This window comes from Streptomyces sp. NPDC007863, assembly GCF_040633895.1.
Classification (GTDB): Bacteria; Actinomycetota; Actinomycetes; order Streptomycetales; family Streptomycetaceae; genus Streptomyces.
The window spans coordinates 144,156-163,939 of sequence record NZ_JBEYEI010000015.1 but is presented as its reverse complement, the minus strand read 5'-3'; the positions used below and the strand labels follow the sequence as shown (position 1 = coordinate 163,939).

The 19,784-nt window shown below is 72.0% G+C and carries 11 protein-coding genes; 1 reads left to right on the top strand and 10 read right to left on the bottom strand.

Going from position 1 to position 19,784, the window contains the following annotated elements:
- Positions 1-16: 16 nt before the first annotated feature.
- From ABZ621_RS23815 to ABZ621_RS23800, 4 genes are read right to left on the bottom strand one after another with little or no spacing between them, the layout of a single operon-like run.
- Entirely contained in the window at positions 17-418 is a 402-nt protein-coding gene (locus tag ABZ621_RS23815; protein WP_360607708.1) for a VOC family protein, read from the bottom strand.
- Positions 419-475: 57 nt separating this feature from the next.
- Positions 476-2,068: a protein kinase gene (locus tag ABZ621_RS23810; RefSeq protein WP_360607706.1), complete on the bottom strand. Its 1,593-nt coding sequence runs from the start codon at positions 2,066-2,068 to the stop codon at positions 476-478.
- Complete coding sequence (locus tag ABZ621_RS23805; protein WP_360607704.1) at positions 2,065-2,676, bottom strand: hypothetical protein; 612 nt, start codon at positions 2,674-2,676, stop codon at positions 2,065-2,067. The genes ABZ621_RS23810 and ABZ621_RS23805 overlap by 4 nt, the downstream gene beginning before the upstream one ends.
- A 56-nt stretch (positions 2,677-2,732) precedes the next feature.
- The gene (locus ABZ621_RS23800) at positions 2,733-4,790 is read right to left on the bottom strand and encodes an N-6 DNA methylase (RefSeq protein WP_360607702.1); all 2,058 of its coding nucleotides are present in this window, start codon (positions 4,788-4,790) and stop codon (positions 2,733-2,735) included.
- Positions 4,791-4,979: 189 nt separating this feature from the next.
- Between ABZ621_RS23800 and ABZ621_RS23795 the strand changes: the two genes are divergently transcribed.
- A complete protein-coding gene (locus tag ABZ621_RS23795) occupies positions 4,980-5,684 on the top strand; it encodes a hypothetical protein (RefSeq protein ID WP_360607700.1) in 705 nt (234 codons plus the stop codon).
- A 51-nt stretch (positions 5,685-5,735) separates the two neighbouring features.
- Here the strand turns inward: ABZ621_RS23795 and ABZ621_RS23790 are convergent, their stop codons facing one another.
- From ABZ621_RS23790 to ABZ621_RS23765, 6 genes are all read right to left on the bottom strand, one after another.
- Complete coding sequence (locus ABZ621_RS23790) at positions 5,736-6,194, bottom strand: hypothetical protein (RefSeq protein WP_360607698.1); 459 nt, start codon at positions 6,192-6,194, stop codon at positions 5,736-5,738.
- 2 nt (positions 6,195-6,196) lie between these two features.
- Complete coding sequence (locus ABZ621_RS23785) at positions 6,197-16,807, bottom strand: LamG-like jellyroll fold domain-containing protein (RefSeq protein ID WP_360607696.1); 10,611 nt, start codon at positions 16,805-16,807, stop codon at positions 6,197-6,199.
- 267 nt (positions 16,808-17,074) lie between these two features.
- The gene (locus tag ABZ621_RS23780) at positions 17,075-17,689 is read right to left on the bottom strand and encodes a BMP family ABC transporter substrate-binding protein (RefSeq protein WP_360607694.1); all 615 of its coding nucleotides are present in this window, start codon (positions 17,687-17,689) and stop codon (positions 17,075-17,077) included.
- A complete protein-coding gene (locus ABZ621_RS23775; RefSeq protein ID WP_360607692.1) occupies positions 17,686-18,027 on the bottom strand; it encodes a hypothetical protein in 342 nt (113 codons plus the stop codon). The genes ABZ621_RS23780 and ABZ621_RS23775 overlap by 4 nt, the downstream gene beginning before the upstream one ends.
- Before the next feature lie 119 nt (positions 18,028-18,146).
- Positions 18,147-18,908, bottom strand: a complete 762-nt coding sequence (locus ABZ621_RS23770; RefSeq protein WP_360607690.1) for an N-acetyltransferase — start codon at positions 18,906-18,908, stop codon at positions 18,147-18,149.
- Between the two features lie 57 nt (positions 18,909-18,965).
- Positions 18,966-19,730 carry an HNH endonuclease family protein gene (locus ABZ621_RS23765; protein ID WP_360607688.1) on the bottom strand — a complete coding sequence of 255 codons (765 nt, stop codon included), beginning with the start codon at positions 19,728-19,730 and terminating at the stop codon, positions 18,966-18,968.
- Positions 19,731-19,784: the final 54 nt, after the last annotated feature.

Sequence of the window (19,784 nt, the reverse complement as noted above, 5' to 3'; positions counted from 1 at the left end):
GCCGCGCCCGCGGGGATCAGGGCCGTACGTACGGCACCGTCATGATCTCCATGTTGTGCCCGTCCGGGTCGTCGAAGTACGCGCCCCGGCCGCCGAAGAGGCCGTTCACCTCGTGCGGCTGCCGGTGGGCCGGGTCCGCGAAGTAGGTGACCCCGGCCGCCTCCAGGCGGCCGATCATCGCGTCGAAGTCCTCGTCCCGGACGAGGAAGGCGTAGTGCTGGCCCTGGATCGGGCCCTCGGGCGCCTGGTAGAAGTCGAGCGTCACGCCGTTGGCGAGGTCGACGGGGAGGAACGGCCCGAAGGGGGCGCCCACCTGGAGGCCGAGGATCCCGGCGAGGAAGTCCGCGGAGGCGGAACGGTCGGAGGAGAAGACGACGGTGTGGTTCAGCTGGACGGAAGGAACGGAAGGAAGTGTCACGCTTCCGACCGTACGCGACCCCTTCCGCCCGCGCCCACCGCATATCGGCCGAAACGATCAGGCGTGGCGCCCGAGTTGGCGCTGGTGCTCCAGGGCGCGGCGCAGCTCCGCCGCGAGCGGGTGGTACGCCCCGTAGAGCCGCTCCGCGTCCAGGAGGAGCCGGTTCAGCTCCGTCTGGCCCTCCGCGTGCCGCCCGGTCGCGAGGAGCAGCAGCCCGGTGCGGCGCCGGATGTCGAAGGCCCGGCCGGGGTCCTGCGCCGCGCCCTGCTCGAAGGCGGGGAGGACCGCGCGGAAGGCGGCGAGCGCCTCGGCGGTCTCGCCGAGCTGCTCCAGGCAGAGCGCGATGTCGTAGCCGAACTGGGCGTTGCCCGGGTCGTCGGCGGCGAGCCGGCGCAGCTCGGGCAGGGCGCGCCGGTACTGGCCGTCGTCGAGGAGGGTGGAGGCGTACTGCTTGCGCAGGATGCGGACGACCGGGGAGCCCTCGCCGTGCTCGGCGGCGGCGGCCGGGAGGATCCCGCCGAGGACGTCGACGGCCTGGGTGAGGGCGCCCTCGCCGAGGAGCCGCTTCACCTCCTCCACGGCGCCCGCCACGTCCGCGCCCCGGGGCGCGGGGGCGGGGACGGGGACGGGGGCCGAGGGCTGCGCGGGGACGGAGATCCGGGGGTCCGCGACGGCGGGCGGCGCGGACGGGGGCCGGGCCGGCGGCTGGATCTGCGGGGGCTGGATCCGCGGGGGCCCGGGGGTGGCCGGCCAGGGCGCGTGCGGGCGCAGGAAGGGGCGGGTGGGGTCCATGGGGCCGGAGGGGGCGCCGCGCGCGGGGAGCAGCGGCAGCAGCGCCTCGTACACCTCGTGCGCGCCGGACGGCCGGTCGGCCGGGTCCTTGGCGAGGAGCCGCAGGACGAGGGCTTCGAGGGCCTCGGGGACCTCGGGGCGGACCTGACGGAGCGGGAGCGGCGGCTCGTGGAGGTGGCGGTGGAGGACGCCGAGGGCGGTGGAGCCGGCGAACGGCACGTTCCCGGAGAGGAGTTCGTGGAGCAGCACGCCGAGCGCGTACAGGTCGGTGCGCGGTCCGACGGCGCCGCCCATGGCCTGCTCGGGCGCCATGTAGGCGGGGCTGCCGATGGGTTCGCCGGTGTGGGTGAGGCGGGTGGTGTCGGAGTCGAGGACGGAGGCGACGCCGAGGTCGAGGACGGTGAGGGTGCCGTCGGGGCGGATCATCACGTTCCGCGGCTTGAGGTCGCGGTGGACGATCGGGACGGCGTGGACGGCGGCGAGCACCGCGCACACCTGGGCGGCGACGCAGACCGCCCACTCCCAGGGGTACGGGTCGTGTTCGGCGAGGTGGTCGGCGAGGTCGGCGCCGTCGACGTACTGCATGACGAGGTACAGGTCGTCGCCGTCGCTGCCGGCGTCGTGGACGGTGACCAGGCCGGGGTGGTCGACGTGGGCCGTGACCCGGCACTCGCGGACGAAGCGGCGGCGCAGCTCGTCGGCGGCGGTGCGCGGGCCGGTGAGGGCGGCCGGGCTGAGGAGCTTGACCGCCACCCGGCGGTCGAGGCGGTTGTCGTACGCGGTCCACACCTGGCCCATGCCGCCCTGGCCGAGGACGGTGGCCAGCTCGTACCGCCCGCCGACGACACGGCCGTTCACCTGTCCTCCTCCTTGCGGAGGAGGTCGCTCAGCTCGTCCAGTTCGGCCCGGACCTGGTCGATGCGGGGGGACGGCGGGGCGGCCGGGGCCGGCGGCGGGGTCTGCGCGTACGGGTTGGCCTGCTGCGGCAGCGACTGCGGGGGCTGCTGCTGCGGCTGCGCGTAGGGGTGCGGGGCGGGGCTCGCGTGCGGGCTCGGGACCGTGGTCGCCGCGCCCGGGTGCGCGGGCGGGTAGCCGTAGCCGTACCCGGGGACGGGCGCGGGCAGGGCCGGGGCGGGGGCGTGGTGGTGGCGGGTGTCGACGATGAGGTAGTAGCAGACCACCGCGACCATCTGGACGAGCAGCACGATCATGCCCACCGTGTTCATCCACGTGTCGGCGAAGCGCTGTTCGAGCGGGACCACGCACGCGATGTTGAGGACGAGCTGGGCCCAGAAGAGGGCCCAGTCCCGGCCCGTGCGGCGCATGATCGCGATCCGGAGCATCGCGACCCAGGCGAGGAAGCCGAGGGAGACGACGACGAGGACGGTGAGGAGCACGCGGACGGCGATGGCCCCGGCGGACGAACCGCCCGGTCTCGGCGCGGGAGCGGGCGACGGTCCGTACATGCGTTTCCCCCAGGAAGCTGATCAGGCTTCGAGGGTAATCGCCCGGGCGCGGGCCGTCACTCGGACCGGACGCTCCCGTCGGCGAGGCCGTCGTACAGGCCCTGGACGAGCTGTTCGCCCAGGCGGGCGGTGAGCCGCAGGGCCTCCTCGAAGTCGGCGAGGGCGCGGTACTGGACGCCGTGCCGGCGCTGGTCCGCGAGCGGGAGCCGGGGCAGCTGGAGGCGGCGGACGTCGAGCCGGGTGGCGGTCGAGGCGAAGCTGCTGGCCTGCCGGTTGTTGGCGGTGCCGCGCAGGAAGCCGGCGAGGAACCACGGGTCGAGGGCGGCCGGGTCGGGGCGGAGCAGCTGGAGGCTGCGGCCGAGGGCGGCGCCCGCGGTGGCGGCGTCGACGACCCGGGCGGACGGGCCGCCGCCGAGGACGGGCACGACGACGTCGCCCTCGGCGACGAGGACCGCTTCCTCGGCGTGGCCGTCGGCGGCCTCCGGGAGGGTGCCGGAGGGGGCGGCGCCGGTGAGGACGTCGTGCTCGGTGAGGACCGGGACCTCGCGGCCCGCGGGGGCGGTGCCCTGGCCGCCGGTGTGGAGCCGGAGGGCGCCGGTGCGGGCCAGTTCGCCGACGGTGGTGAGCGGGCGCGGCTCGGGCGGGGTGGGCACGGGCCGGGGCACGGCGCCGAGGGTGCGGCGCAGGGTCTCGTCCAGGCGGTAGCGGACGGCGGCCAGTTCGGGGGCGGAGCCGCCGGCGTCGGGGGCGGCGAGGTAGCGGGCGGGGGCCAGGTCGACCTCGTCGTCGAGGAGTTCGATGACGGGGACGGCGCGGGCGACGGACTCGTCGGCGGTGCGGCCGGACCAGGCGTCGAGGACCGCGTTCTGCAGCGCGGTCCAGGGGAGCTTGTCGCGGCCCGCGTCGGGCACGAGCCCCGCGGTGTCGACGAAGAGGGCCTCGGCCGGGGGGCGGCGGTCGGGGGCCGGGCGGACCAGGACCCACAGGTGCAGGGGGATGCCGTACGGGGGCGCGGCGCCGGCCGGGAGGGCGACGACGGCCCGCAGGGCGCCGCGGCGCAGCAGGTCGGCGCGGACGCGGCGGCCGGAGCGGCGGGAGGCGACGGCGGGGGGCATGAGGAGGACGGCGGTGCCGCCGTCGCGGAGCCGGGCCAGGGCGTGCTGGACCCAGGCGAGCTCGGACTCGGTGCGGGCCGGGAAGCCGTACTCCCAGCGGGGGTCGTAGGCGAGTTCGTCGTGGCCCCAGGCGCGCTCGTTGAACGGCGGGTGGGCGAGGACGGTGTCGGCGCGCAGGGCGGGGAAGGCGTCGGCGCGGAGGGTGTCCCCGGAGGCGGAGCGGATGTCGGCGTCGCCGTGGAGGGCGAGGCGGAGCGCGGAGAGCGCGGCCAGTTCGGGATCGGCGTCCTGGAGGGCGAGTTCGGCCGGATGGGCGGCGGCGCGGAGCAGGCTGCCGGTGCCGGAGGCGGGGTCGAGGAAGACGGTCGCGGGCGGGTCGCCGGCGTCGGCGGTCGCGGCGGCGGCGAGGGTGGCCATCAGCTCGGCGAGCGGCGGCGGGGTGAGCGTGTACTGGCGCGGGTTGGCGTCCAGGTGGCGGCCGAGGAGGAACTCGAAGCACTGGCGGGGGCCGCCCAGTTCGGCGGCGAGCTCGGTGGCGGCGCGCAGCAGGGGCACGGCGGGGGCCAGTTCGGCGGCGGTGGGGGTGCGCACGGCCCGCGGGACGCCGAGGCGCAGGGTGAGGATCTCTTCGAGGGCGCCGGGCAGGGCGTCGGCGAGCCGCTCGTCGGGCAGGGCGGTCAGGGCGGCGAGGGCGGGGGCGCGCTCGCGCAGGAGCAGCAGGACGCCGCCGGTGTGGACGAGTCCGGCGACGGTGCCGGCGGGGTGTCCGGCGAGCTGCTGCCAGACGCGCTCGCGGAGCGGGACCTCGGCGAGCTTGCCCTGGTCGCGGAGCCAGCGCTCGACCTCTTCGAGGGAGAAGGAGGGGCTGGTGTCGGTGCCGCCCACGGGCTTGGGGAAGTCGGCGTGGCGGCGGCGCCAGTTGCTGACGGCGGCCCTGCCGACGCCCGCGAGCCGGGCGATGCCGGCGGCGGTGACCTCTGTAGCGCTGTCCTCGGGCACCTGAACCCTCCGTCCGTCCTGTGGGGAACACCGAGCACACCGAGCATACCGACGAACCCCGTTCACGGTGTGAGTCGATCCAGAATCCGTGAACACGGTTGACTCGGTTCACAAGCTCTGCTGTGATTACGTCATCGAAGCACGGAGTCCACAGGAATCCTCCTCGACACCTGAAAGGTGTTCACAGTCATGTCGAAGTCGCAGCAGCGCAACTGGTTCGCCCGCCACAAGGTCCTCACCGCGGCCGGCGCGGTCGTGGTCGTCGTCGCCATCGGCGCGGCGATGGGCGGAGGCGGCGGCGAGGACACCAAGACCCCCGAGGCGAAGTCCTCCGCCCCGGCCTCCTCCGGCGACAAGGCCCCGGAGTCCAAGGCCCCCGAGAAGCCGAAGGCCGCCACCGTGGACGGCGACGGCGACTTCGAGGTCGGCTCCGACGTGAAGCCCGGGCTCTACCGCTCGACGGGCAACAAGGACGCGGAGTGCTACTGGGAGCGGGCCAAGGACGCGAGCGGCGAGGTCGACTCGATCCTCGCGAACGACAACGTGACCGGCACGGCCTACGTCGAGATCAAGGCCTCCGACAAGCTCTTCAAGTCCACGAGCTGCGGCACCTGGGAGGCCGTCGACCCCAAGGCCGCCGGCACCCCCTCCGGCACCACCCTCAAGGGCTCCGCCGGCATGCTCAAGATCGGCGTGGACATCGCCCCCGGCACCTACAAGTCCACCGGCAACAAGGACGCCGAGTGCTACTGGGAGCGCGCGAAGGACGCGACCCACGGGGTCGACTCGATCCTCGCGAACGACAACGTGACGGGCACCGCCGTCGTCAAGATCACCGCGAAGGACGCCTACTTCAAGACGGCGGGCTGCGCCGACTGGACGAAGACGGGCTGAGCCGGGAACGGGAAAGCCCCGCCGATCCACTCGGCGGGGCTCCCGGTCCCTCTATCTCAGTGTCTGACGCACCACCACGCAGGGGCCGTCGGATTCGGGCGAGTCATCGACCACGACCCTGAACTCCCGCTCGGGGAACGCGGCCCGCAACCTCGCCGACCACACCTCGGCCAGCAGGCCGGCCAGGGTGTCCTCGGCCTCTTCCAGCCGTGACGCGTCCTGCGGCCACAGGTCGAAGAGGTACCGCACCTCGACGGTGTTGAGGCTCTCGACGAACTCCGTCCAGCCTCGCACGTAGGAGTCGGCGCCCTCCGGCGCTTCACGCCGGCCGGCGACGCGTCGCTCGATCTCCTGCTCGTCCCCCGGCCTGAGCGCCAGGAAGACGGCACCGTCCACGACCGTCAGTTCGGGCCAGAAGAGGCGCCCGAGCGACAGAGCCGTGTAGAGGTCGGCCGAGCCGGAGACTCCGACGTCCCGAAGGATCTCGTCGGCCTTCTCGTGGAGAATCATCCTCAGTACCCCCTCGGCAGGTTCTCCCCTGTGGCCCGTTCTCCGAAGCCACCGCCCTTCGGATAGTACAGAGGCGGCTCCACACCGCTGTGCGGCTTGCCGGTGCCCCGGAAGCGAGGTCCCTTCCTCCAGCCCGAGGGAGCCCTGGGCTCCTTGATCCAGGTCTGGTACCGGGTGACGCGGCCGCTCTCGTCGCGCTCGAAGCGCGTGTGGGATTCGGTGACATCGTCCTCGGGCTGAAGGTGCTCGACGCGCTTCTTCTTGTCACGAGCCTGCGAAGCGCCGTCGTCGTCACCTCCGCCGCCGGGCCCGCACTGGTTCTGGTTGTGCACCAGCACCGCGGAACCCTGGTCGGCCGTCACGACCGTGTCGCCCGCGAACACGAAGTACGTGTGCAGGCCCTCGACACTCAGGTCGTACGTGACGCGCTCGGCCTCGTAGGACTTCACCTCGACGATCGCCGCCGGGGCGCCCTCGCCGTTCTGGAGCTTCTGGCCGACCCGGAGGTCGCCCGCCTGCGTCCAGGCGTCGCGGGTGGACTCGTAGAACTGGTGGTGCTCGGTGGTCTGGATCGTCTTCCGGCCGGACTTCGTCGCGATGGTGACGTCGACGTAGTCGCGGTCGGTCTTGGTGACGATCACCTCCTTGACCTCGTGGACCTCCTTGGTCTTCTTGCCGGGCTCGGCCGTGAGGACCTTGTCGCCCGCCTTGACCTCGGAGATCTTCTTGGTCGTACCGTCCGCCAGCAGGACCGGCGTCGCCGCGGTGAAGCTGTGCGGGACCTTGCCACGCGGAACCGGGCAGCCGCCGAAGCCGCCGCCGGCCGAGCCGCCGTCCGAAGCGCCGTCCGAGTCCGGAGACGCGTTCGACTTCCGGCCGTTGCCCTTGCCCTTCGCGCCGAACGCGCCGCCCATGACCGCGCCGATCGTCGCCGCCTTCGCGGCGCCGGCGACCGAGCAGCCCTCTTCGCTGTTCACACAGGAGGTGCCGTATTCGACCGCGCCCGTGAGGGCCTCCGAGCCGGCTTCCTCCGCGACACCGGTCGCGATCTTGCCGGCCGTGCCGGAGAGCAGCTTGCCCGCGGCGCTCGCCGCGAGGCGTCCGCCGACGCCGCCGGCCGCGCCGGTCACGGCGCCGATGGCGACCGCGCCGAGGAATCCGCCGACCGACTTCGGACCGTCGCTCATCATGTAGCCGACGCCGTTGGCCGCCGCGCCCGCGAGGGCGGCGCAGCCGATGGCACCCACACCGGCCGTGATCGCGGTGCAGCCCGCGAAGACGGCGATGCCGGTGGCCACCGAGGCGATGGTCGAGGCGTGCTGTTTGACGAAGTTGGCTGTCGCCTTCGCCGCCTTCTTGACGGCCCGGCCCACCTTCTTGGCTGCCTTGACCACCTTCTTGGCGACGTGCTTGACGGCCTTGGCGACCTTCCGGACCGCCTTCTTGACGTGCTTGACGACCTTGTGGGCGACACGCTTCACGCGCTTGTAGACGCGTTTGACGTATCTCTTCACCTTCCGGACGCTGTCGGCGACGTACCGGACGGCCTTTCTCACCGCCCGCTTGGCGCGCTTCACCGCCTTCTTGACGGCCCGCTTGACCTTCTTGGCGGCCTTCTTGACGACCTTGGCGACCTTCTTGACGGCCTTCTTGACGTGCTTGTAGGCCGACTTGACGGTCTTCTTGACCTTCTTCTTGACCTTCTTGACGATCTTGTCGGCCCAGTCCGGCCAGTGGCCGGTCGGGTCCATGCCCGTCATCGGGTTGCCGTCCGCGTACGCGTACCGGTTCGCCGAGATCGAGCTCGGGATCCCGTCGAGGCCGACGGTGTCACGGCTGTTGAACTGGCCGGTCTCCGGCGAGTACCAGCGCGCGGCCATGTTGACCTTCGCCGTCGCCGGGTCGGTCCAGCCGGACTGGTAGCCGAGCGCACCGGCCATTCCGGCGGTCTGGAGGACCTTGCCGAAGGGGCTGTACGTCGTCGAACCGGCGAGCGCCTCGCCCGTGGTGGTGAACTGCGCCACCACGTCGGTGTGCAGGTCCGTGAGGGCCAGCACCGCCGAGGCCGCCGTCTTCACGCCGACCAGGCCGCCCGCCGCGTCGCGGCTGTAGGACGTCACGCCGTCCGAGGCCACGTCGTTGCCGGCGCCGGCGTACTGGAACGAGTAGAGCGCGCTGCCCGTCTCGTCCTTGGCGTTGAGGATGCGGTCGAGACCGTCGTAGGTGTAGGTGCGGTCGCCCTCCTGGATGACCCGGTTGAAGGCGTCCACCTTCATGTTCGTGACGCGGCTGGCCTCGTCCGTCACCGAGCTCAGCGTGCCGCGCGCGGTGTACGTGTAGGCGCTGTGACCGTCCGAGGTGAGCCGGTTCCGGGCGTCGTAGGTGTAGGTGTCGCCACCCACCCGGGTCCGGTTGCCGGACGCGTCGTAGCCGTACAGCTCGGTCGTCGTCCCGTTGTTCCAGGAGGCGACGCGGTCGGCCCAGTCGTACGTGTACGTGTTGGCCGTCGAGCCGGTGAGCCCCGTCGTCGTCTTCGACGTCAGGTTGTCGTTCGCGTCCCACCCGTAGGTGAAGGACGCGAGCGTCGCGCCGGTCGGCGAGGTCAGCGTGTCGGTGGTCGGGCGCTGGAGCTTGTCGTAGCCGAAGCTGCGCTTCGCCTTGCCCGTGCCGTAGTCGATCGACGTCACGTTGCTGTTGACGTCGTAGCCGTACGTCGCCGTCGAACCGGTGGCACCGTCGTTCAGCGTCTTGAGACGGCCGGCGGTGTCGTAGCCGAAGCTCGACGTGCCCGAGGCGTCGGTGCGGGAGGTCATCCCGCCGTCGCCGTCGTACGCGAAGGACGAGGCGCCCGACGGACCGTTCGCCGTCAGCAGCAGACCGCGGTCGTCGTAGGAGAAGGTGTTCTTCTCCGTGCCGAGCCCCGCGACCTCCGTGATCCGGTCGTCGGCGTCGTACGCGTACGTGTGGTCGGCCGTGGCGGCCTCCGCACCCGTACCCGACTGGCGGACCAGCCGGCTCTTCACGTCGTACTCGAAGGAGATCGCGACCCCGCCCGGGGAACGCGACTCCTTGATCCGGCCGCCACCGTCGTAGACGGCCGTGAACGTCCGGTCCGCGAGGTCCGGATGCGCCGGCGTCGACGGCTCGACCTGGTTCTCCGGCAGACCCCACGTGTTGTACGTCGTCAGGAACGGGTTGCCCCGTCCGTCGGTGAAGCGGGTCTGGTTGCCCGCCGCGTCGTACCCGTAGGTCGTGGTGATCGACTCGGTCGCGGAGACCGGCTCGACGACCTTGGTGATCAGACCCGAGGAGTCGTACGTGAAGGTCTTGGTGTGCCCGCGGTGATCGGTCGCCGAGACCATGTTCCCGGCCCGGTCGTAACCGGTCCGGGCCGTGCGCAGCACGGCACCCGTCTCGTCCAGGTCCTCCGTCGCCACCAGCTGGCCGTAACCGTCGTACGTGTTGCGGGTGCCGGTGCCGTCGGGCTCGGTGGCCGTGAGCGGCTGCCCGTCCATGTCGTAGGTGAAGCGCGAGACCTTGCCCGCGCTGTCGGTCGTCTCGACGACCTCACCCACGGCGTTGTACTTGTACGACTCCGCGACGCCCTGCGGCGAGACCACGCGGGACAGCTCGCCGCCCGGCGCGTTGTACTCGTTGATCGCCGTGTAGGCCCGCTGCGTGGGCTGGCGCACGATGTCCGTGCTGGTCAGCTCGCGGCCCAGGTAGTCGTAGGTCGACTCCTGGCGGGCGCCGTTCGGCCGGGTGGCCGACAGCTGGTCGCCGTTGGCGTCGTACGTGTACTTCGTGGTGCCGCCGCCGGGCTCGGTGACCGAGGCCAGGTCGCCCAGCTGCGTGTACGCGTACGTGGTGCGGTTGCCGAGCGGGTCGACCTCGGCCGTGACCTGTCCGAGCTTGTTGTACTCGTTGTAGGTCGTGGCCCTGATCGGCGTGGCGGCGCCCGGCGCGAGGTACTCCGGCGTGGTGGTCGAGGACTCCTGGCCCTCGGCGTCGTACGCCGTCGTCACCACGTTGCCGAGCGGGTCCGAGGACTCCGTCGGCTCGCCGAAGGTGTTGTAGCCGGTCATCGTGACGGGGCGGACGGAGACCGGGGTCCCGCCGTTCTGCTCCGCCATGACGGCCGGTTCGGTGACGGAGGTCTGCTGGCCGATCTCGTCGTACCCGTAGTCGGTGACGTTGCCCGCGGTGTCCGTCTGGGACAGCGGCAGACCCCGCTGGTCCAGCTTCCAGGACGTGGTGCGGACCGAGCTGCCCGCGGCCGGCAGGGTGCCGCCCTTGAGCGAGGTGACCTGCGCGGGGGTGAGGGCCTCGGAGTAGACCTGGACGTCGTCCAGACCGCCGAGGTGGTTCTCCGCGTAGGCGCCCTTGTACCAGCGGCGGCCGACCTGCAGCGGACCGGTGGCCTCCCACGGGGTGCCGAACGTCGCGGCCGTGCCGGTCTCGACGCCGTTCACGTACAGGCGCAGCTTGGAGCTCGCCTGGTCGTACACGCCGACCAGGTGCGTCCACGTGTTGACCGCGACCGCGGCCGTGCCCGAGGACACCCGCACGATCGCGGGGTCGTACGTGTCGGTCGCGTGCCGGTTGAAGGTCCAGCCGAAGCCGGTCGAGTAGTACAGCTGGAAGCCGGAGGCCTCCTTGCCGTCCTGCGCGAGGAAGGTCCGGTTGGCGGCCGTGGACGTCAGCTTGACCCAGGCGGAGACGGTGAAGCTGCCCGCGGTGTTCACCACGGGGCCGTCGGTCTGCGCCCACGATTCGGCGTTGCCGTCGAAGACGGCGCTGCCGCCCCGGTCGGTGTTCCAGTGCATGCCGGTGCCGTGGCTGCCGGTGTTGTTGGCGCCGGAGGAGTCCGCGAGGCCGAAGCCCGTGGTCTCGTCCAGCTTGTAGCGGGCCACCGGGGCCGTGGTGCCGTCGTGGACGGTGGCGCCGGTGATGTTGCCCAGGGCGTCGTACCGGGTGTCCGTGGTGGACACGTCACCCGTCGCCGGGTCGCGGTCCGTCTCGGTCACCACGTTGTCGTCCGGGTCGTAGCCGACCGTCGTCGTCCGGGCGAGCCCGTTCGGGTCGAGGACCTCGGAGACGGTGCGGTCGGCCGCGTCCACCGTGAAGGTGGTGCGGGTCTGCCCGTCGTTGGTGATCTGCTCGATCAGGTTGCCGGCGGCGTCGTAGGTGTTCGCCTGCTCCGTGAAGGACTTGCCGGTCGCGGGGTCCTTGCGGAACACGCCGGCCGACAGGCCGTCGTCGGTGTAGGTGTACGCCGTCTGCCAGCCCATCGGGTCGGTGATCGACGCGAGGCGTCCGGCCGGGTCGTAGGCCCGGGACTCCTGGACGAGCGTGGTCGCCGGCGAGGGGTTGTACGGGTCGCCGGTGTAGTTCAGCAGGCTGGTGGTGAGCGGTCGCTGCTCGCCGTCGAAGGTGTAGGTGTTGACCGTCCCCGCGGGGTCGGTCTCCTTCACCTTGTTGCCGTAGGCGTCGTACTCGAACGACGTGGTGTCGCCGCCCGGGTCCGTCCGGCTCGCCAGCTGGTTGTGGGCGTCGTACGTCATCGAGGTGACGCGGGCCGTGTCGCCGCCGGTGAGGTCCTCGACCGACTGCGACAGGACGTTTCCGTCGGGGTCGTAGGCCGTGGTGGTCCTCGCCTGGTGCTTCGCGCCGGTGACCCGGTTGGTGACGGCCGGGGTCGTCTCGGTGAGGACCTGGTCGTTCTTGTCGTACGTCTGGGTCGTGACGAGACCGGCCGGGTTCGCGTCCGAGATCTCCTTCTTGGAGATCTCGCGGCCCAGGTTGTCGTACGTGTACTCGGCCTTGGCTCCGTTGGCGTCGGTGATCCGGGCCAGGTCGCCGTTGGCGTAGTAGGTGTACGTGGTCTGCCGGCCGCCCGGGGTGACGACCTGCGCGACGAGGCCCGCCGGAGCGACCGCCGTGCCGCCCTCCGCCGCCGGGGTGGTGGCGGTGGTGTACGTGGTCGTCGCGGTCCGGCCGTTCGGGTGGCCGGCCACGGGGGGCGTGGTCACCGACAGCAGGTTGCCACCGGTGTCGTAGCTGTAGCTGGTCAGGTACGCGTTGTCCGTCGGGCCCGAGGAACGGCCGTCGCGCTCGGTGAGCATCAGGTCGTTGCGCAGGTCCATCGGCGGGAAGGCCGTGGTCGCGTCCGGGTAGTACGTGAAGTACTCCGTCGAGCACTTGTTGGCCGCGGTGTTCTGGCAGGTGGTCTGGGAGACCGCGTTGCCGCGCACGTCGTGGCCGGTGATCGAGCGGTTGCCGTTGGCGTCCGTGACGGTGTGCAGGAAGCCGCCGGTGTCGTACCCGTAGGTGGTGCGGGCGCCCTCGGTGTCGATCGCGGCGAGCAGGCGGTTGCCCATCTCGGCGTCGTACACGTAGGTGAGGGTCTTGTCCGTCGGGTCGGTCAGCTTGACCGTCTTGACCGGGGCGATGCCGGAGGAGGCCTTGTAGCCCGCCCAGTGGGCGGCGACCTCGGCCTCGGTCAGGCCCTTGGAGTGGGCCGCGACCTCGGCGATGGAGCCGGTGAAGTAGCCGATGCCGGTCGGGGCGCTCGTCCAGTTGCTGGAGAAGCCCGCGCCGACGTAGGTGCGGCCGGTCGCCTGGCTGTTGGCCGCGCCGGTGCAGGTGTTCTGCTTGACGCCGTCCAGGTAGAGCGTCTGCGTGGTGCCGGTGGCGGACAGCACGGCGTGGTGCCACTTGTCGTCCGTCACGACGCCCGTGGACGCCATCGTGGTGTTGTTGCTGCCGCAGGTGCTGCTCCACCAGTGGCCGCGCAGCTTGCCGTCGGTGCCGACGTACAGCAGGTCGCTGTACGCGCCGCCGACGCCCAGCGGGTCGTTGATCGCGCGGGCCTGGTCGGCCATGATCACGCCGGCCTCGGTGGTCTTGAACCAGGCCTCGACCGAGCGGTCCTGCGTCTGGTGCCACGACGCGTGCGGCAGCTCCACGTAGGAGCTGGTGCCGTCGAAGAGCGCCGCCGTCGCGTCATCCGCGCCGAAGGGGCCCTCCGCGCCCTGGATCACCGCGTTGTAGGTGCCGAACCCGGTGTTCACCTGGTTCGCGGCCTGGGCCGCGCCCTGGGTGTCGTCCATGCGCCAGTAGCCGGCCGGGGCGGAGCCCATGACGGCGGAGCGGTAGACCTGGGACGAGCCGGTGATGGTCGGCGGGTTGAGCTTCCAGGTGCCGCCGTTGCCGTCGGTGGCCTGGAGGACGCGGTCGTCGGTGGTGTCGTAGACGACCGACGCCTGGGTCTTCAGGTTGGGCGTGGTGATCTTCTGGAGCAGTCCGGCGGACCGCTTGGCGGCCTGGTACTGCGTGGCGATCACGTCGGCGGGCAGCGGCTCGGCGTGGATGGCCACCTCGGCCAGCTGTCCGGCGAAGTGGCCGAGCTGGTCGGCGGTGTTCATCGCGGGCCAGCCGCGGTTGTTCACACCGGCACCGAGCGAGATGTAGGTGCTGTCCATGGACTTGATCTCGCCGGCCTTGGTGCCCTGCACCGCACCGTCGAGGTAGAGCGTCTGGGTGCTGCCCGCGCCCGTCAGCACCGCCTGGTGCCACTGGCCGTCGTTGACGGAGGCGGCGGACGTGATGGTGGTGCCGCAGGCGCCCGTCATCAGGCAGCCGCGCAGCTTGCCGTCCGTGCCCACGTACAGCGCCGGCGTGTTCTTGAGGGTGTTGACGACCGGGTTCGGGTCGCTCAGCGGCTTGTCACCGTAGTAGAAGAGGACGCCGCCGGCCTGGGTGGTCTTGAACCACAGCGAGACCGTCGTGTACGACGGCATCGCTCCCGGTGCCACCGGCATCTCCACGTACGAGGTGGTGCCGTTGAACGTGGCCGTCTTCTGCGTGGAGCCGGCCAGCACGGAGCTGCCGCCCAGCGTCACGTTCTTGTACGTGCCGTTGTACTGGCCCTGGTTGGCGTCGAGGGCGTCCTTCGCCACCGTGCCGGAGGTCTCGCCGAGGCGCCAGTACGCGAACGGGTCGGCGTCCAGGACCGTGGTGCGGTAGTGGTTGCCGGTCGCGTAGGCGTACGTGGTGCACTTCGACCAGTCGGCCGGCGGGCACACCTTGGTGAGCTGGTCACCGGTGTAGGTGTACTGCCAGGTCTGGACCGAGTTCGCGTCGCCGACGGTGGCCTGGTCGGTGTAGACGGTCTGGACGTGCCAGGCGGACGCGTTGGCGGGCTGGTACCAGGTGAGGCCCAGGTTCCGCTTGGACGTGACGTTGGTGATCTTCGTCAGGCGCTTGTTCGCGTCGTAGGTGAAGGTCTCCGTACGGCCGGCGTAGTCCTTGATCGCGCTCAGCGCGTAGGTGCCGGCCTTCGCGGTCGCCTGCTTGAAGGCGTACTCCGTGAAGTCCTTGTCCGTGAGCGCGTAGCCGCCGGTGACCGCCGCGAGGCGGGCGTAGCGGCCCAGCGGGGGCACGAAGGTGCCGTCGGCGTTGCGGCCGAAGGCGACCTGCTCACCACCCGGGTAGGTGATGATCACGCTGGTGACGACACCGGCGCTGTCCTTGACCTCGACGGCCTTCATGTCGGCGATCGTCGACCAGCCGGCGCCGAACGCGGAGTCCACGCGCGGGTCGAGGCTGTTGTAGGAGCGGTCGATCTCCAGCGACGGGCCGATGACCGGCACGTCGGCGTCGGTGTCCTCGGTCGTGTAGTTGCCGTCCGAGGGGTCGAACTCGTGGCCGTCGGTGTTCATCGACAGGCCCGAGGTGACCGGCGGCTGCGGCACGGCCGTGGTGAGGCTGCTGGCCTCCACGACCTCCGACATGCCGTCGGTGGCGGCCGCGTACCAGCTGTAGCTCTCCGCCCACTTCAGCTTGCCGGCGGGCACCTTCCAGCTGTTCTTGGCGATCGCGCCGGAGCTGACCACCAGGGCGCCGGCGTCGTCGTAGACCTCGAAGGTGTACGAGAGCGGGCTCGGGCCGCTGTCCGCGTCGCTCGCGTAGACCAGCAGCTCCGGCTGGAGGGTGTTGACCTGGAAGTTCGCCGGCGGGTACTGGGCGTTGATCTGCGGCGCCGTGTTCGGCGTGTAGGTCAGGACCAGGGCCGGGCGGAAGCCGGCGGTCGCCGAGTTGTCCGAGTGGAACTTCTTCCAGTGGAGCATGTCGTTGGTCGGCGCGGTGAGCGCGAGGCCGTAGTTGGCCGCGCCGCCGGCGACGTTGTTGAACCAGGTGGTCGACAGCGTCACCGGCATCTTGACGCCGACGCTCGCCGAGCCCGAGGTGTTGGAGCAGGAGGCTCCGGGCGCCGGGGTGGCCGAGCCGATCGAGGCGCCGAAGGACGGGCCGGGGTAGGCGGTGACGCCGGACGGCGTCCACGACTGCGTGATCGGGTGGACCGAGAACGACTGGGCGGCGCAGGTCGAGGACCACAGGGCGTACACGTTCAGGCTGGCGGCGGTGACCCGCTGCCCGGCGAGCGTGGTGCCGAGGGTGCTGAACTGCAGGAACGAGTTGGTCTTGTTCGTGCCCGAGTCGTACGAGCCGACCTTGATCTGGGTCTCGGTGGAGTGGTCCCCGCCGATGGTGTTCTGGGTGTACGTGGAGTTCGACGCGGTGATGGTCGGGTCCACGGTCACCGGGTAGACGCGTGCCGGGTCGTCGAGCCAGGCGCGGTCGGCGGTCATCCGCAGGGCGGGCTGCCCGTCGGCCTTGCCGTCGACGGTGGTGAGCTCGTAGGTGACGTTCCGCGACTGGGCGGCGTCGCCCGAGCGCGGGTCGATCTTGGAGTCCTCCATGTACGCGTGCGGGATGGTCGCGGTGACCTTCCCGTCGGCGTCGGTGAACTCGACGTCGCCGTCGGCGGCGACGCGCGGGGTGAGGCCCTTCACGTCGAGGGGGAAGGTCCAGGAGTTCGCGGCCTGCGGGGAGCGCAGGACGACGTTCTCCTTGAAGCCCTCGGCGAGCGGCACGAGCTGCACGTCGGTGTCGGGGAGGACCCCGGCGTAGGTGACCGTGCCGGTCTTCTCGTCGACGACGGGCGCGGTCTTCGCCGCGTCCCGCAGGGCGTAGGCCAGGGTGCGGCCCTTGCCGAAGTCGACGGAGGCGAGGGCCTTGTCGGCGGCGGTCGGCGCGAACTCGACGTCGAGGGAGTTGGCCGTCTGCTGGAGGCGGCCGTCCTTGTCCTCGGTCAGGCTCGTGTCGATCGGCTTCCAGGTGCCGTCGGCGGTCTTGAAGTTGGTCCGGCCGGTGTAGTGGCGGACGCTGGTGGAGCCGTCGGCGTTGACGTAGTAGTCCGAGGTGGCCGTGGACTTCTTGGCGTCCCGCTTGCTGGTGCGCTCGTCGAAGCTCTTGGCGTTGCCCGGCGCCTTGCCGGTGCGGGTCTCGGCGGGGTCGGCGGTCTCGCGCTGGAAGGGCGCGAGTTCGCCCTTGCCCTTGCCGGCCTTGCGTCCGGCGCCTCCGTCGGCGCTGGTGGCGTCCGAGGACGCCTTGTGGCTCTTGCCGCGGGCGGTGCCGCCCTGCTGGTCGGGGGTGTCGAGGGGATCGTCGCTCTTCAGCCACTTCCACAGGCCCGAGAGGGACATCTCGGGCATGCGCACCGGTTCGAGGACGGCTCCGGTGGCCATCGCGGTCTCGGTGGTGAGCATGAGGAAGAACGCTATGAGCGTGGAAAGAGCCGTAGCCCTCAACCTGCGTCTGCCAGTCTTGCCTGGCGGGAAGAGGCGAGGGCCACGGACCCGGCGTGTCTTCATGGGTCGGCCTTTACTTACGCGTTGCTTACAAAGCCTCGCGAGCTTTCCCGATGGCCGATTGCGTGCGCGAACCAGGGGGGTCTTTTTTACCTTCCCTTTGCAAAGCGGAGGGGGAACGTCCGCTTAGCTCCGGTCTGTCCACCGCCGGCCCCGGCCGACGGGTCAGCCCTCCCGCGCGAACCGCGCCACGACCGCCTCGACCTCGCCGCCGGCCTTCTCGCCGGCCGCGATCCGCGTCACGTTCTCCGGCACCTCGCCGGTACCGGCACCCTCGTCGACCACGACGAACCGGACCCCGCCGTTCTTCGCCGCGGCCTCCGTCGCCGCCGTCACCTGGGCCGGGCCCGAGGCCACGACGATCTCGCAGTCGCGCTGCACCAGACCGTTGAGGAACGGGCGCGCGTTCGCCGCCGTCCGCTCGCCCATCACCGGCACGTACGTCACCCGCACCCGCCCGTCCGCGGACGCGCGCTGCATGCCCTCCCACAGGGGCGCGGCGGGCCCGCCCGACACGATGCCGCGCTCGTCCGTCAGGAGGCAGGCGTCCCGGTCCGCGTAGGACCGGGCGCGGGTGTCCGGGGGCGTGCCCCCGTCGTCGCCGAGGGCGCCCGAGACCAGCCGGGCCGCGAGCAGCCCCAGCAGCACGACCAGGACCGAGCCGACCGCCCAGCCGGCCCGGCCGCGCAGCAGCCCGGCCGCCGCCGCGAGCACGTCGGGCGCGGTGGAGCGGGTCTCCGCCTTCCGGGCGCGGGTGCGCCACGTACGCCTGGTCTTCACGCGACCCGTCCCTTCCCGCGCGCCAGCAGGACGTGCCCGGCCGCGCCCGCCGTGGAGAGGGCGAGCAGGACCACGTCGAGGAGGAAGGCGCCGCCGGAGGTGTCGACGGGGGTCAGCGCGACCTGGAAGCACCAGCCGACCGAGACGGCCGTGAAGAACAGCGCGGCGAGCCAGTCCGCGCGGGTCCCCCGGTACAGGGCGAGCGCGAGGGCGGGCACCCAGCCGAGGACGCCGAGGCTGAACACCGGCACGGCGGCCAGCGCCGCCCGGGCGGGCAGCGCGGGCGGCCCCTCGCGGCGCGGGACGGCGCCCTTCTCCAGGACGACGGGGTGGTTCACGGTCGGGACCTCTCACGGGGGCGGGCGCGCGGTGCTTGCACTCGCGTACGACGGGGACGCCGTACGGTACAGCGCCCGCCCCGAAGATCACCCCGCGGGGGCGGCTCCCCCGCCCCGGGTCAGGAGGCGGCGACCGCGTGCCGCACCCACACGTTGGGCTCGACGTAGACCGCGTAGCCGCGCGCGGCCTCGCAGTGGACGGGCACGAGCGCGCCCGGAACCTCGACCGGACCGTCCGTGTCGAAGGGGAGCCCCGTCCACGTCCGCCACTGCTCCAGCGAGCCCGAGACCGTCATCGACGCGGGCGCGACCGCCTCGATCCGGCCACCGGCGCGGACGTGCACCCGCAGCCACGGGTCGTGCGGCAGCCCGTCGGCCTCCCGGGTGCGGACGGCGTACTCGTGGATGGAGGCCCCGGCCTCCAGGTGCTTGCCGTTGGGCCGGACCGGCGCGACCAGCTCGGAGAAGCCGAGCCGGCGCACGTTCTCCCGCATCGCGGCGAGCATCCGGTGCGAGATCCCGCGCCCGAGGGCGCCGGTGTCGACGGTGATCTCGATGGCGCTCACCGTGTCGGGCGTCTTCCCGTGCCGCAGGTCGGAGAAGGCCCACAGCAGCACCTCGTCCCAGCCCCGGTCGGGCAGCGACCGCCGCCCGTCCGCGTCGAGGCGGAACGGCACGCTGAAGCCGCGGGCGACGACGGCGCCGTCCGGGCCGGTGGCCACGAGCACGTACTCGGGGAACTCCCGCACGATCCGGCCCATGTGGGACCAGCCGATCGGGTCGTACATCATGAACTCGGGCCAGAGGTCCTTCATGGACCACATCGGCCCTTCGAGTTCGGGGCGCTCCGCGAGCGTGGTGATCTTCAGTTCGTGGTCCATGGCCCGCAGGCTAGAGACCTTCTGACGCCACGCCAACCGATTATCGGACGGGCCCGTTCAGCCGCCGCACTGCCGCAGCATCGCCGTCCGGTCCGGGCCGGTCACCGCCAGCTCGTACTTCTCCGCCACCTGCGCGAACCGGACCGCGTAGGCGCAGCGGACGCCCTTGGCCGGCGGCAGCCAGGAGGCCGGACCGGAGTCGCCCTTGGCGGAGTTGGCGCGGCCCTGGACCGGAAGCAGGTTCAGCGGGTCGTTGGCGAGCCGCTTGCGCTGGGCGTCCGTCCAGCGGGAGGCGCCCATCTGCCAGGCGTACGAGAGCGGTACGACGTGGTCGATCTGGACCTCGGCGGCCTTCTGCTTGCGCCAGTCGATGGTGGTGCCGGTGTACGGGTCGTCCAGTGTCATCGCCACCACCACACAGTCCGAGCCGTCCCGGAAGCGCAGCTCGCGGCCGTCGCGGCGGAGCAGGTCGTTGCGGGTGTCGCAGCCGTTGCGCGCGAACGGCACGCCGTCCGCCTTGTCCAGCCACGCGTGCCCGAACTCCTCCCGCGCGTACCCGGTGCGCGGCCCCCGCCCCTTGGTGGCGAGCCCCCCGATGAGGTCCCTGGCCCGCGCCCGCTCCTCCTCCGCCGTCACCGGCGCGAGCCCCGGCTTCGTCCCGTCCGGGTTCCGGAAGGGGCTCGCGACCCGTCCGGCGGACGCGGACCCGCCGGACGCGCCCTCGCCGCCCTCGGCGGGCAGGGAGCACCCGGCGAGGAGGACGAGCCCGGACGACACGGCGGCGAGGACGGGGGCGCGGTGGAGCCTTCGACGTATCAGCACCCGGGAATCCTAGGCCCGAAAACCACCGAAAGTGATCATTTCGAGCTGTCCCGG

What these genes read in the sequence shown, in the direction of transcription:
- ABZ621_RS23805 (WP_360607704.1), bottom strand. Translation starts at nt 2,676, where the DNA reads ATGTACGGACCGTCGCCCGCTCCCGCGCCGAGACCGGGCGGTTCGTCC.
- ABZ621_RS23795 (WP_360607700.1), top strand. Translation starts at nt 4,980, where the DNA reads ATGTCGAAGTCGCAGCAGCGCAACTGGTTCGCCCGCCACAAGGTCCTC.
- ABZ621_RS23790 (WP_360607698.1), bottom strand. Translation starts at nt 6,194, where the DNA reads ATGATTCTCCACGAGAAGGCCGACGAGATCCTTCGGGACGTCGGAGTC.
- ABZ621_RS23785 (WP_360607696.1), bottom strand. Translation starts at nt 16,807, where the DNA reads ATGCTCACCACCGAGACCGCGATGGCCACCGGAGCCGTCCTCGAACCG.
- ABZ621_RS23770 (WP_360607690.1), bottom strand. Translation starts at nt 18,908, where the DNA reads ATGGACCACGAACTGAAGATCACCACGCTCGCGGAGCGCCCCGAACTC.